This is a genomic window from Mesorhizobium sp. M7A.F.Ca.US.014.04.1.1, assembly GCF_003998745.1.
Taxonomy (GTDB): Bacteria; Pseudomonadota; Alphaproteobacteria; order Rhizobiales; family Rhizobiaceae; genus Mesorhizobium; species Mesorhizobium ciceri.
Window position 1 is genome coordinate 1 of record NZ_RZRW01000114.1, and the last position, 12,531, is coordinate 12,531.

At 62.9% G+C, this 12,531-nt stretch carries 11 protein-coding genes and 1 pseudogene; 5 read left to right on the forward strand and 7 right to left on the reverse strand.

Annotated elements, in window-relative coordinates; genetic code table 11:
- From EOA22_RS10565 to EOA22_RS10575, 3 genes are all read right to left on the reverse strand, one after another.
- Window positions 1-1,122: phosphatase PAP2 family protein (locus EOA22_RS10565; protein ID WP_164755357.1), on the reverse strand; the 1,122-nt coding region annotated here is incomplete at its 3' end.
- Window positions 1,123-1,127: 5 nt separating this feature from the next.
- On the reverse strand, window positions 1,128-2,915 hold the full coding sequence (locus EOA22_RS10570; RefSeq protein ID WP_181172674.1) for a bifunctional alpha/beta hydrolase/class I SAM-dependent methyltransferase: 1,788 nt from the start codon (window positions 2,913-2,915) through the stop codon (window positions 1,128-1,130).
- A 48-nt stretch (window positions 2,916-2,963) separates the two neighbouring features.
- A complete protein-coding gene (locus EOA22_RS10575; protein ID WP_063167716.1) occupies window positions 2,964-3,572 on the reverse strand; it encodes a CDP-alcohol phosphatidyltransferase family protein in 609 nt (202 codons plus the stop codon).
- A 195-nt stretch (window positions 3,573-3,767) separates the two neighbouring features.
- Here EOA22_RS10575 and EOA22_RS10580 point away from each other — a divergent pair, with 195 nt between their 5' ends.
- The 3 genes from EOA22_RS10580 (at window position 3,768) to EOA22_RS10590 (ending at window position 7,263) form a co-directional block, all read left to right on the forward strand.
- Entirely contained in the window at window positions 3,768-4,247 is a 480-nt protein-coding gene (locus EOA22_RS10580; RefSeq protein WP_063167717.1) for a MarR family transcriptional regulator, read from the forward strand.
- Complete coding sequence (locus EOA22_RS10585; RefSeq protein WP_013532371.1) at window positions 4,244-5,425, forward strand: HlyD family secretion protein; 1,182 nt, start codon at window positions 4,244-4,246, stop codon at window positions 5,423-5,425. Before EOA22_RS10580 ends, EOA22_RS10585 begins: the two co-directional genes overlap by 4 nt.
- A gap of 305 nt (window positions 5,426-5,730) precedes the next feature.
- Complete coding sequence (locus EOA22_RS10590; protein WP_127389958.1) at window positions 5,731-7,263, forward strand: DHA2 family efflux MFS transporter permease subunit; 1,533 nt, start codon at window positions 5,731-5,733, stop codon at window positions 7,261-7,263.
- Window positions 7,264-7,312: 49 nt separating this feature from the next.
- On the opposite strand, the gene EOA22_RS10595 is transcribed toward EOA22_RS10590, so the two are convergent.
- Together EOA22_RS10595 and EOA22_RS10600 are read right to left on the reverse strand one after the other, a co-directional pair.
- Window positions 7,313-7,822, reverse strand: a complete 510-nt coding sequence (locus EOA22_RS10595) for a CAP domain-containing protein (RefSeq protein ID WP_063167718.1) — start codon at window positions 7,820-7,822, stop codon at window positions 7,313-7,315.
- Between the two features lie 251 nt (window positions 7,823-8,073).
- On the reverse strand, window positions 8,074-9,297 hold the full coding sequence (locus EOA22_RS10600; protein WP_027163217.1) for a TadE/TadG family type IV pilus assembly protein: 1,224 nt from the start codon (window positions 9,295-9,297) through the stop codon (window positions 8,074-8,076).
- A gap of 300 nt (window positions 9,298-9,597) precedes the next feature.
- Between EOA22_RS10600 and EOA22_RS10605 the strand changes: the two genes are divergently transcribed.
- Entirely contained in the window at window positions 9,598-10,422 is an 825-nt protein-coding gene (locus EOA22_RS10605; RefSeq protein ID WP_013532367.1) for a DUF2189 domain-containing protein, read from the forward strand.
- Window positions 10,423-10,436: 14 nt separating this feature from the next.
- On the forward strand, window positions 10,437-11,288 hold the full coding sequence (locus EOA22_RS10610) for a dienelactone hydrolase family protein (RefSeq protein ID WP_063167719.1): 852 nt from the start codon (window positions 10,437-10,439) through the stop codon (window positions 11,286-11,288).
- A 25-nt stretch (window positions 11,289-11,313) separates the two neighbouring features.
- On the opposite strand, the gene EOA22_RS10615 is transcribed toward EOA22_RS10610, so the two are convergent.
- A complete protein-coding gene (locus EOA22_RS10615) occupies window positions 11,314-11,946 on the reverse strand; it encodes a LysE family translocator (protein WP_024504845.1) in 633 nt (210 codons plus the stop codon).
- Window positions 11,947-12,077: 131 nt separating this feature from the next.
- Window positions 12,078-12,531 (reverse strand): annotated as a pseudogene (locus EOA22_RS10620) (hypothetical protein); the annotation flags it as partial.

Consider the following 12,531-nt stretch of genomic DNA (forward strand, 5'->3'; position numbering starts at 1 on the left):
CTGTTGCCGTATCGCCAGTGGCGGCGGCAACAGGTCGATCATCGGAAAGCTGATCCAGCGGCAATCGGTTGTCGCCGGCTTTTCGAGTTCGGCGGCGAGGTCGATGACCGTGCCGAAGCTGTTGGCCTCGCTTGCCGTGGGAAAGCGCCCGAGAAAGACACCTTCGGCAATCGCCACCTGGGGGGCAAGATTGCGCGTCCAGGCCCATATGTTTGCCCTGGCGCCGAGGCGATAAGGCAAGAGCAGGACACGGCTTGCAAGCGTCATGCTGCCATCGGCGGATTTCTGGAACACTTTTTCGCCTGCCCCTGCATAGGCGAGGGTGACGATGGCCAGCGCCAGCGCCGGCCAAAGCAGGAAGAGCGCGACGGCGCAAACGTAGGCACCGAGCGCGGCACCGGCCAGCGCGAGGACGGCGCCCATAGCGTAGAACCGCGCCAGCCGCCGCGCTTTCGCATCGTTGGTCAGCCGGAAGCCTGCAAACGGCAATGCGCCGCTGCGCGGAAACAGCCACAGCGCAAAGAACCCGAGCAGCGCGCCGGTCGGGATGTCGATGAAGTGATGCTGCCAGGTCGTCAGCACCGAGGCGCCGATCAGAAAGCACCAGCCGTGCCAGAGCGGCAGGAGCAACCCGCCGAGCCGGTGGCGCCAATGATCCCAGATGATCGCCAAAAGGGCGATGTGCAGCGAGGGGGCCTGGTTGAACGGCTTGTCGAAACCGCCGAGCACGGCAAACAGGAAGCCGGGCAGGCCGGTCGTCGCCGGCCGCACGAATGTAGCGGTCAGCGGGAACAGGATGAAGCAGATAACGGCGACGATTTGCGCGGTGAGATAGCGTCCGGCCAGACGGTCGACCCCTTGCCTGTCGTTGTTGAGCAGCAGCGACAGGCCGTAGAACAGGTTGATCGACCAATAGGGCACGATGGTCCAGGCGACGAACGGGATGCCGTGCTCCCACGAGAACACGATACTGCCGACATCGTCGCGCCGCGACGCCAGCCAGTTGGCGAAGCCGTAGCTGAGATAGAAGAACGGCGCCAGGAAGGCCAGCCACAGGGCTGCCCTGACGACCACCCGGCTATAGGGTTCGGCACGCGCCACGGATGCAGGCGATGACACCATGCTGCTCAGCGGCGCCGCGCGAGCGAGACGGTGAAGATGCCCCATTGGTCGATGCGCTGGTCGAGCTTTTCGAAACCGGCGGCTTCGACGAACTGGTCCATTTCGCCTTGCGTGCGCCGGCGCATCACCCAGGCCTCGCCGCCGCGATGCGAGGTCAGGCTGCGGGCGATCATCTCGAGCTGCGGGTGCCAAGGCTGGTTGGTGTAGAGCAACAGGCTGCCCGGCTGCATGGCGCTGGCCAATCCACCGAGCGACCGGGCGATCATCGCATTGTCCGAGAATAGCTCGTAGAGGCCGGAAACGATGGCGAGGTCCGGCGCCGGATCGGCGTTGGCGAGCACGTCGGCATCGAAAGCGTCGGCGCGCTGGAACGTGACGTCAGCCGGCAATTGCCGCTCCGTGATCAGCTTGCGGCCAAGCTGCACGTTGAGGTCGGAATAATCCTGCAGACGCACGCTCGCCGGCTGGTCGGGGCTCTTCACGATGGCATCGAGAACATAGCGGCCGTGGCCGGCGGCGATGTCGAGAATATGCACTGGCCGGCCAGTGGTCTTGAGCGTTGCCAGGCAAGAGCCGATCAGTTCTTCGAGATGCAGCTTGCGCTGGCGGATGCCGCGCCAGCCGATAGCTTCCAGGAAGACACGGTCGACGACGCGGCCAAGGGGCGTAAGTCCGCGCGCGTCGTTTTCGTAGACATAATCCAGCGTCGAGCCGGAATCGAAGCCGGTGGCAATGCCGGTCTTCATGCCTTGGGAGACCCAGGCGCCCATGCGGATGGAGGCGCGGCTGAATGCCCAATAGAGGCCCTTTGGCGACATCAACGCGAGCGGTGAAGCAAGCCGGTCGGCCTCGTCGCGTGTGTAGCCGGCAATGTCCGCCTGCTTCAGGTCGACCGGCGCATCCGGTGCCGCGAACTGCCTGGCCAGGAACGGCCGGATCAGGTCGAGGGCCTTTGCCCGGTCGCGTTCGCCCAGCGTGTCGTGGAAGAAGCCCGGCAGCACATGACGTTCCTTGATGCGGCTGCCGAGATTGACGAAGAACTCGTGCTGCGGGCCGTGGCGCACGACCCAATCGCTGCCCGAAAGCAGAAGCTGCGTCGGCGCGGTGATGGCGCGGGCGTCCGCAACGATGCGGGCTGCATGCTGATAGAGTTCGACCAGGATGTTGGAAGCGATCGGCCGCGTGATCAGTGGATCGCTCTCGAAAGAGGCGATTCGCACGGGATCATGGGTCAGGAATTTCGCCTTGACGTAGGAATTGACGAAGAAGCGGCCCTTGATCTTCTGCCAGAGCGCTATGCCCTCCTTGGCGAAGGGCACGTAGAGTTTTACCGAGAAGGCCGGTGAGGCCAGCACCATGGCGCGCAGCTTCGGCGCATAGTCATGCACCCAGGCGGCGGCCAGAACGGCGCCGAAGGACTGCGCGATCAGCGCGATATCGCGCGTGGCGAAGCCATCCCTTTCAGCGATCTCGCGCATGAAGCAGTCGATGTCGCGCACCAGCGCCGAGAAGGACGGGGCATAGCCGCGCTCGCCGGACGAACGGCCATTGCCGCGGGCATCCCAGGCATAGAAGGCGTGGTCCGGCATCCGCAATTCATCGACGAGATGGGCCATGCGGCCGCCATGCTCGTGGCCGCGATGGAAGAGCACCATCGCGCCTTTGGCATCGGCCGAAGCCGCCGGCCAGAATCGGTAGAAGATCTCCGTCCCGTCATGGCTGCGGAAGACCCGCTCCTGCGCTTGCCGCGCAAGGCTTTCCGTGGCCGCGGCGGCGACCGGTTCGTGCATCATGGTCTTTCCCTCTGGCGGCCCCACTGGCGGCATGGCGAGCCTCGATGCTCAGCTGGCGCTGCCAATAAGCCCGGCGCGTATCCGGTTTATGGCGGTCAGCAGCGAAAGCGTTGCCATGGCCGGAAACACAAATGGCGCGATCGATGCCGGCCACAGCCCTGGGGCGCACAGCACGGCGACGACGCCAAGCGCCAGCGCCCTGTCGCTCTTGCCGAACGGCCCGGCATAGTTGCGGCCGATCTTGGCGGCGATGCCGAGCACGCCGGCAAACTCGGTCAGCACCGCCGATATTGCGAAGGCGACGACGCCCCATGCGCCAAATTCCGGAAAGACGGCAAAAGGCAAGATCAGCGCGAGGTCCGAAACGACGTCGCACAACTCGTTAAGATACATGCCGAGCGTCGAGGCTTGGCCATGCTCGCGCGCCAGCATGCCGTCCACGGCATTCAGCGCCATGCGCACGAACATCACCACGGGGATAAGCAACAGCAGCCAGCGCCATTCATGCCGGATCGCAATGGCCGCGCCGGCGGCTATCGACATCGCGGCCGCCAGGATGGTTATGCTGTTTGCGGTGACCCCGATGGCCGCCAGCCGATTGACCAGCGGCCGCAGTCGGCCCTGGAAGGCCGGCTTGAGAGCGTAAAGCGTCGGCATTGCGTTGATCCCCCGATCCTGTTCAGCGGCTGTACATCAATATGCCAGACGCGACCAGCGGAGAGGCGGCGCGGCCATCATGCGTTCGCAAATCGATAACCATGATTGGCCCGGCAAAGCTGTCATGCACATTTGTCGGCTTTGTGTGCACTGCGGCACCTTGAATAGTGAGCACGCTTATTATATATCCCGCTCATGGTTTCCGATGGCATCGACAGATTGGGCTTCTTGATCCACGACGTGCAGCGCCTGATGCGCAAGCGCTTCGAGGCGAGGGCCAGTGGCTTGGGGCTTTCTTCGGCGCAATGGCGGCTTCTGGTCCGCGTTGCCAAGGAAGACGGTGTCGCGCAGGCGCGGCTGGCCGAACTTCTCGAAATCGAGCCGATCAGCGTTTCGCGCCTGGTCGACCGCATGGAGGAGGGAGGCTGGATCGAGCGTCGTTCCGACGCTGCCGATCGCCGCGTCCGCATGATCTTCCTGACGCCCAAGGCAAGCGATGCCTACGCCGTGATCAAGAGCATTGCCGGGGAAGTCTATGAGGAATCGCTTGTCAACGTGAAACCGGAAGCCCGTCGCATCCTCGTCGAGGGACTTGAGGCGATGGTCCGCAACCTGACCGACGACGAGACGCCGTCCATTGAAAAAGTGAAGAACACAGAGGGCGCAGCAGCATGAACGCGGTAGCCAAGATAGACGAGAAAGTGACCGAACTGGAAATGGAAGCGCCGGCGCAGCCGGCCGCGGCCCCGGCGACCGTTGCTCCCCCGGTGCAGCCGGCTCCGGCGCCGGTGAAGAAAAAGCGCCGGCTGGGCCGCTTCCTGCTGATGGTCGCGCTGCCTGCGGCATTGGCTGTTGGCGGCGGCTATGTCTGGGTTACCGGCGGCCGCTATCAGGAGACCGAGAACGCCAATCTGCAGCAGGCCAAGGTGTCGATCGCTTCCGACACGGCCGGCCGCATCGTCAAGGTCGACATCTTCGATAACCAGCTGGTCAAGCAGGGTGACGAGCTGTTTGCCATCGACCCCGAGCCCTACCGGATCGCGTTGGCGCAGGCCGACGCGGCGGTGGCGGGCGCGCGTCTCAATGTCGAGCAGTTGCGCGCCGCCTATGGCCAGTCGATGGCTCAGCAGAAGTCCGATGCCAGCCAGGTCGCCTTCGCCCAGTCGCAGTTCGACCGCGCCGCCGATCTTGCCCAGAAGGGCATCAACGCCAAATCGTCGCTGGACGAAGCCAAGAACGATCTCGACAAGGCCAAGCAGCAGCTCGCCGTTGCCGAGCAAGGCATCATCAGCGCCAAGGCAGCCCTTGGCGGCAATCCCGACATCGAAACCGACAAGCATCCGACCGTGATGGCCGCGCTCGCCGCGCGCGACAAGGCCGCCTACGACCTGGCGCAGACCACGGTCAAGGCGCCGGCTGACGGCATCGTCAGCCAGGCCTCGTCGTTCAAGGTCGGCCAGTATGTCGGTTCCGGCACGCCGCTGTTTTCGCTGGTCGAGACCGGCGACACTTGGATCGATGCCAATTTCAAGGAAACGCAGCTCACCCACATGAAGCCCGGCCAGAAGGCCGAGATCGTGGTCGACACCTATCCGGGGCGCACCTTCGAGGCGACGGTCAAGGCGATCGGCGCCGGCACGGGAGCCGAGTTCTCGCTGCTGCCGGCCCAGAATGCCACCGGCAACTGGGTCAAGGTCACACAGCGCATCCCGGTTCGTCTCGAACTGACCGATGCGGACGCCAAGATGGCGTTGCGCACCGGCATGAGCGCCACCGTTACCGTCGACACCGGCGTGGCGCGTGGCCTGCCTTCGATCTTCGGTCACGCCACGGCCGGCGAGGCCGCGCAGTAACGTCAACAGAATGCCGCAGGACCAGCGGCGGAGGTGAATAGCAGGATTGGTCTGATGGGAGGAGCTGGAAGGATCAGCGTTTGGGCACGCCGCATAGCGGCCTGGCCGAAGTCTGAAATCTCCGACGCGGACCCGTCGGTCCTCATGTTTCCGGGCGGCAGGCATCCGCTGATCAGAGACTTTCAGTCGATGTAACCCCCACATCGACAATCGCGTCCCACCGCGACGAGGGTCTCTCAACGGAAGGCGTTGCCGCCCGGAAACCCCTTGTACACGTTTTTGTTACCTGCTGGAAGTTCCACGCCATGAGCACGCCCGAACCCTTCAAAGAAGTGCCGCATCGCGGCCTGATCACGGTCGCGCTCATGTTGGCGACGATCATGCAGGCGCTCGACACGACGATCGCCAACGTCGCGCTGCCGACCATGACCGGCGATCTCGGCGCCTCGCCTGACAACATCAATTGGGTGCTGACCTCCTACATCGTTGCCGCCGCCATCATGACGCCGGTCACCGGCTGGCTGGCCGATCGCTTCGGCCGCAAGGAACTGTTCCTGACGGCGGTGGTCGGCTTCACCGTGTTTTCGATGCTGTGCGGCATCGCCTGGAGCCTGGAGACCATGGTGTTCTTCCGGCTGATGCAAGGCGTGTTCGGCGCCGCGATCGTGCCTCTGTCGCAGACCTTCCTGCTCGACATCAATCCCAGGGAACGCCATGGCCAGGCGATGGCCATCTGGGGCGCCGGTATCATGCTGGGTCCGATTCTGGGCCCGACACTCGGTGGCTGGCTGACCGAGAATTTCAACTGGCGTTGGGTGTTCTTCATCAATCTGCCGGTCGGCATCGTCGCCTTTCTCGGTATGGCCGCTTATTTGCCGGCTATCGCGCGGCGCGTGCGCGGCTTCGATTTCTTCGGCTTCGCCATGATATCGCTCGGCGTCGGCGCGCTTCAGCTGCTGCTCGACCGCGGCGGCGAGGTCGACTGGTTTTCCTCGGTCGAGATCTGGATCGAACTTGGTCTTTCGCTCACCGGCTTCTGGGTGTTCATCATTCACACCATGACGGCCGAGCACCCCTTCATCGATCCCAAGATCTTCCTCGACCGCAATTTCGTGACCGGGCTCGCATTCATCTTCGTCATGGGTGTGCTCATCCTGGCGAGCATGTCGCTGCTGCCGCCGATGCTGTCGACCATCTTCGGCTATCCGACCGTCACCATCGGCATCGTCATGGGGCCACGCGGCGTCGGCACCATGATCTCGATGCTCGTCGTCGGGCGGCTCATGAGCAGGATTGACGCCAGGATCCTCGTCGTCATCGGCTTCCTGCTGACCGCGCAGTCGCTCTACACCATGTCCAGCTTCACCCCGCAGATGGACAATTGGCTGATCATCAGCTCCGGCGTCATCCAGGGCCTGGGCATGGGGATGGTGTTCGTGCCGTTGTCGACCGTCGCCTTCGCCACGCTTGACGTGCGCTTCCGCACCGATGCCACGGCTCTGTTCAGCCTGGTGCGCAATCTTGGCTCGTCGATCGGCGTGTCGGTCAGGACGGTGTTGATGGTGCGCAACACGCAGATCAACCATGCCGAGCTTTCGGCCTTCATCAATCCGTTCAACCCCAATCTGTGGGCTGTCTCGCCGGCGGCCGCAGGCGGCGACCCAACGGCGCTCTCGCAGGTCGATCGCATGGTCAATCTCCAGGCCATGATGATCTCCTACGTCAACGACTTCAAAATACTCATGGTGATGACACTGCTTGCCATCCCGTTTGTTTTCCTGCTGCGCAAGCCGAAGCAGGCGCCAGCCGGCGGCGCGCCGGCGGCGCATATGGACTAGCTTTCCATCAAATCGTCTTGGGTGTGGCGCACCGAACCGGCACGTTTTCCTATTTTCCGAGCACGAGGCTCCAGTAACGGAGCTTGCTGTCGCTGCCGTCGCGCACATAGGCAAGGCCGAAGCGTGTGAAGCGCGGGTCGAGCATGTTGCGGCGATGGCCTGGTGAATGCACCCAGATGTCGAACAGCTTATCGAGGTCGAAACGACCCTCGGCGATGTTCTCCGCCGCGGCACCGGAAATTCTATTGTCCCTGACGCGCGAGGCGAAATCCTTGCCCCAGCCGGTGGTGTGGCTCATGCGGCGGCGCTGCGCCATGTAGCCTGCCTGCTGCAGGGCGGCCTGTTCGAGCTGCCGGTCGGGGACCAGCGGCGCGAGCCCGGCCGAGGCGCGGATGCTGGCCAGCGTGCTGGTGGCGGAGGAGGAGACCCCGGCGCCTTCGCCGGTTGGCAGTGAAACGGTGCTGCAGGCGGCGAGCCCCGCCAGGGCTGCGAGGCCGGTCAGCACCATGCGCCTGTTCAGCTTCGGGATCGGGTGGGTTTCGATTTTCGCTATGGTCATGCCTCTGAGATAATAGCGATCATGGCTTTTGCCGGGCAGGGCGGCGAAAATCGAAGAGGGGGCGACAGACTGACGCTGGCCGGTACAACGCTGATCGGCGTGGCATGCTGGGCGGAATTTCACCAGGCGATCGACGGCGCTGCCTATCCCAGGCTGGCCGGATTGCGCCTCGCATCGAAACCGATCCGGCCGTGCGTTACCGCCATTTTTCTCAACGCTACCGCTGGCGCCGCCGCACGTCAGGTTGTCTCTCATTTCACCAGAGTGATCATCCGATCGGCATACATTGTGCGATTTCCAAGCGCCGCCGCGCAGTCGGACTTGACGGACGAGTTCCCGGTCATCTGTATCGTATTGCCGACAAGCCTGAGACAGTCGCCCTGGGCGCTCATATCAGAATTGCCGGCGTAGGAAATGGGCGCGTCCGGCGCGTAGATGAAACCGCTGAGCACGGAATTTGCGCCACCATTCAATGTCAGGGCAGACGTGTTGCCGTGATCCTGGAAAATGGTGATGCCAGCATAAGGGCCGCTGGTGGGCGGGGAAAGGTTCACCTTCTCATTGGCATTTATGTAGATCTGAGCGCTTTCCATGAGGAAAATGGTCACGCCCTGGCCAGTCAGGCTGCCGTTTCCCCCTGGCTTTATGGTGGTGCCGCGCATGATGTAGACGCCCGGATTAAGCGTGATGTTCCCCGATAATGTCTTGTCGCAATAAGTGCCGGGCGACAGCGTGTAGGTTTTGCCGTTCGGGACAGGCAAACACAATGTGTAAGGGGGAGGAACGACGTCGGCCAATGGATCAAAGGATGCGTACCTATGTTCGTGCGGCGTTCCGCAGGCGAGACTGGCGCTGGGTGGCAACAGCCCGCTGGTGCCACCGACGGTTGAGACACAGCCGGCCGAAACCAGTGCGGAACCACCCCTGTTGACGGAATCCGACGCGTCCGAGTTCGCCGCGATCACGCAATTGTCCATCGAGACGTTGGTCGAGCCCTGCAGGTTCACGGCGGCGGACGCATGCGGATCGAGCGCCAGCACGCAGGCCTGCGCGCCAGGTTTTATCTTGACCGAGGCCGAGCGGTAGGCCTGCCAGGGGGCCGAGGCGCTGATGAAGCTTGGGCGGCTTATGCTGGACGACAGCGAGATAAAGTAGGCGCTTGGACTGCCGCTTGCCGTTGCCGCGAAAGCGGAGACGCTGCCCAAATATTCCTGCTGGTCGGCCGCGCTCATATTGGCGGCGAAGAACTGCAGCCCAAGCTGCTGGACATCGCCAGCCGCCATATCGGGAGAGAACTTCGTGCCGATGGCGAGCCCAGCCGCGTCCAGCGAGTTCTGGAGTTGCGAGGCGTCATGGCTCGTGCCGATCAGATCGACGGCGCCGGCCAAACCAATCATTATTGGCAGCATAGCGAAGGCGGTCGTTATGGCAAAGTTGCCGCGCTCCGAAGACCAGAAGGCTTTCAATGCGAACATAGTCCCTCGCCGAAACTCGTAAAGCTCAGGTGATACGCCAGGGATCCCTACGAGTAATTTAAGTAAATGCTAAAATGCGTAAATGCTAAAATGCAGCACAATGATTGGCCAAAACGAAGGTCTGCCAAGGTACGCCATATGAGAGGCCATACGGAGAGTTGAACACAACGAGGAGTTGCTCCCCAGGCCATTGACCCGGCGACAATCGCCGCCAACTCTGCTATCATGCTTCTCGATCTTGAAGTGGCAGCTCTGGCGGCCATCCAGGCGGTGACCGCCCCGACACACGGGAGGAAGGTTATGGCCGGCTTTCATGTCATGGCGGACGCACGTGGAATGCATGTGCAGCCGACGGTGCGCCGCATCACCACGTCGGACCTTTGGGATGCGTTGCGTCTCGGGTTCGAGGATTTCTGGGCAAAACCATCGCACTACGTGTTCCTGTGCCTGATCTATCCCATCGTCGGCCTGATCCTGACGCAGTGGACGTCCGGCGCCAATGCCATCCAGCTCATCTATCCCCTGATGTCGGGTTTCGCTCTGGTCGGGCCGTTTGCGGCGCTCGGCCTTTACGAGATCAGCCGCCGGCGCGAGCTCGGCATGAACACCTCCTGGCGGCACGCGTTTGATGTCCGGCGCTCGTCCGCGATCCCGTCGATCGCCGTCATCGGCGTCATGCTGGTGGCGCTGTTCCTGTTGTGGCTCTACACCGCGCAATCGATCTACACTGGCCTGTTCGGAGACCAGCCGCCGGCCTCGATCGGCGGCTTCATCCGCGACGTGCTGACCACCAGTAAGGGCTGGACGCTGATCCTTGCCGGTAATGCCGCGGGCTTTGTCTTTGCCGTAATCGTGCTGGCCACCACTGTGGTTGCCTTCCCGCTGCTGCTCGACCGCGACGTCGGCGCCGTCTCAGCCATCGAGACCTCGGCCCGGGCGGTGATGGCCAACCCGCTGCAAATGGCGCTGTGGGGCTTGCTGGTCGCCGTGCTTCTGGTGATCGGTTCGATCCCGCTGTTTGCCGGGCTCGCCGTCGTCATGCCGGTGCTCGGCCATGCCACCTGGCATCTCTACCGCAAGGTGGTCGAGCCGGAGCGGGCACAGCAGATAAGACGGCCGATGTAACGAAGCAGGCACCCATGGCCTTCACCCTGCCGAGACTGCCCAACAAGGTCGTCTGTCTGACCTGCCTTTGTATCGGTAGCTATCTGCATGCCGCGCCAGCGCGCGCTGACCAGCCGGTGCAGTTTGAAAGCGCGGCTTCGGAGCCAACGCCATTTCAGAAGCGCATTGCGCAAGCGGGCGGCAACGTCCCGAGGGCCGTTCCCGGCACGCCGCTGCAGGGGTATTTAACGCGTCCGCCGGGTGAGGGGCCGTTCCCGGCTGTCGTGGTTCTGCACGGATGTTCAGGTTTGCCCCGAAGTGTAAGGAAAACCTGGTCCGAGCGACTGTCTTCCTGGGGTTACGTCGTCCTCGTCGTCGACAGCTTCAGCACCCGCGGCATTAAGGAGACCTGTGATGGCCTCCACCCTGTTGATCGCGTATATGACGCCTACGGCGCTCTGGAATACCTATCAAAATACAGTTTTGTCGACCCGCGGCGCATTGCGTTGATGGGGTTCTCCGCTGGCGGGAACGCAACGCTCGAGGCCTTGCAGTCTGGTGGAGACGAGCGGCTTATGGAGCGCAAATTCAAGGCTGCGATCGCCTACTATCCGGATTGTTCGGCAACGAATGGCGACATGGCGGTCCCGACCTTGATCCTGATCGGCGAGCTGGACGATCGGACCCCCGCCAAAAATTGCCAGGAGATGATGACGCAGCGCAGCGGCAAGGGAAGCTCTGTGCAGCTTGACGTCTACCCGGGTGCTCGTCACGGATTTGACTCCGCAGGATTGAAGACCGGCATCGAGGCCTATGGTCAGTACAATGCTGCCGAGCAATCCATCCTTGCCTCTCATGCATTCCTGAAAGAAGTCTTCGGCGGCTGACAGCGGCGACCGCCGGTTTGCACTCTCAGCGCTGCGCGTCTGTCGCCATCTTCAGCGCAAGAGCCGCCAGCACGGTTCCCATCATCCAGCGCTGGATGACCAGCCACAAGGGCCGTCCGGCGAGAAAGGTGGCGATTGAACCGGCCGTTACCGCGATGACGGCATTGACGCTGAGGCTGATCGAGATCTGTGTCGCGCCGAGCACCAGGAGCTGCGACAGGACGTGACCCTTGCCGGGGCTGATGAACTGCGGCAACAGCGACAGATAGAGCACGGCCACCTTCGGATTGAGCAGATTGGTCATCAGGCCCATGGCGAAAAGCTTGCGCGGCCGGTCCCTCGGCAATTCGCGCACTTCGAATGGCGAGCGTCCGCCCGGCTTCACCGCCTGCCAGGCCAGCCACAGGAGATAGAGCACGCCGGCAAAGCGCAGCGCATCATAGGCGTAGGGCACTGCGAGCAGCAGCGCGGTGATGCCGAATGCCGCCGCCAGTACATAGAAGACAAAGCCGAGCGCCACGCCGCCAAGCGAGATGAGCCCCGCCTTCGGCCCCTGCGACAGGGAACGCGAGATCAAATAGATCATGTTGGGGCCAGGCGTCAGCACCATGCCGAGGCAGACCAGCGCGAAGGCGAGATGATTGGCTGTTTCGGGCATCTGTTCTTCCCCAGCGCGCCGCGAATGGACGCGCGATCCGGCAGGCGGCCAAGATGTGCCTGTCCCGGGAGGCGCGCGCAAGTGCATGGCGGCGCCAGCCGTTGTTCCAGCCAGCCCCCGAAGCCTGAGGATCAGCCGACGATGCGCAGGTTCGACAATTCGTTGCCGATTTCCTTGAAATCGTTCGACAAGCTGGCGCCGGTGGCATTCCAGAACAGTTTTGCCGGCTTGCTCGCGTCCGTTGGATCCTTGCGGAAGCGCGAGTTCGACGAGCAGGATTTCAGCGCCTCGATCGCCTGCTGATCGGCGGTTTTGGTCGTCGACAGGTCGAGCGCCACCGTCATCACCATGATATTGGCTGCCTTGGCGTTGTTGCAAAGCGTCGCCATCTGCTCGTTGAGCGCGTTGGTGTAGTTGCCGTTCGAATAGTCGAACTGGCCAATGGCGCTCGATGTGCCCATGAACAGGCGGCCCACCGAAGTGCCGTTGTAGCCTGGGTTGAGATAGCCGAAGGACGCATAGGTCGATTTCGAATCGGCGGGGTCGGAATGGCTGAGCGAGGACGGCGTGTAGTAGGTATTGGCG

Excerpts from the sequence above, each read along its gene's own strand:
- EOA22_RS10580 (WP_063167717.1), top strand. The coding sequence starts at position 3,768 with ATGGTTTCCGATGGCATCGACAGATTGGGCTTCTTGATCCACGACGTG.
- EOA22_RS10585 (WP_013532371.1), top strand. The coding sequence starts at position 4,244 with ATGAACGCGGTAGCCAAGATAGACGAGAAAGTGACCGAACTGGAAATG.
- EOA22_RS10595 (WP_063167718.1), bottom strand. The coding sequence starts at position 7,822 with ATGACCATAGCGAAAATCGAAACCCACCCGATCCCGAAGCTGAACAGG.
- EOA22_RS10590 (WP_127389958.1), top strand. The coding sequence starts at position 5,731 with ATGAGCACGCCCGAACCCTTCAAAGAAGTGCCGCATCGCGGCCTGATC.
- EOA22_RS10600 (WP_027163217.1), bottom strand. The coding sequence starts at position 9,297 with ATGTTCGCATTGAAAGCCTTCTGGTCTTCGGAGCGCGGCAACTTTGCC.
- EOA22_RS10575 (WP_063167716.1), bottom strand. The coding sequence starts at position 3,572 with ATGCCGACGCTTTACGCTCTCAAGCCGGCCTTCCAGGGCCGACTGCGG.
- EOA22_RS10605 (WP_013532367.1), top strand. The coding sequence starts at position 9,598 with ATGGCCGGCTTTCATGTCATGGCGGACGCACGTGGAATGCATGTGCAG.
- EOA22_RS10615 (WP_024504845.1), bottom strand. The coding sequence starts at position 11,946 with ATGCCCGAAACAGCCAATCATCTCGCCTTCGCGCTGGTCTGCCTCGGC.
- EOA22_RS10610 (WP_063167719.1), top strand. The coding sequence starts at position 10,437 with ATGGCCTTCACCCTGCCGAGACTGCCCAACAAGGTCGTCTGTCTGACC.
- EOA22_RS10570 (WP_181172674.1), bottom strand. The coding sequence starts at position 2,915 with ATGATGCACGAACCGGTCGCCGCCGCGGCCACGGAAAGCCTTGCGCGG.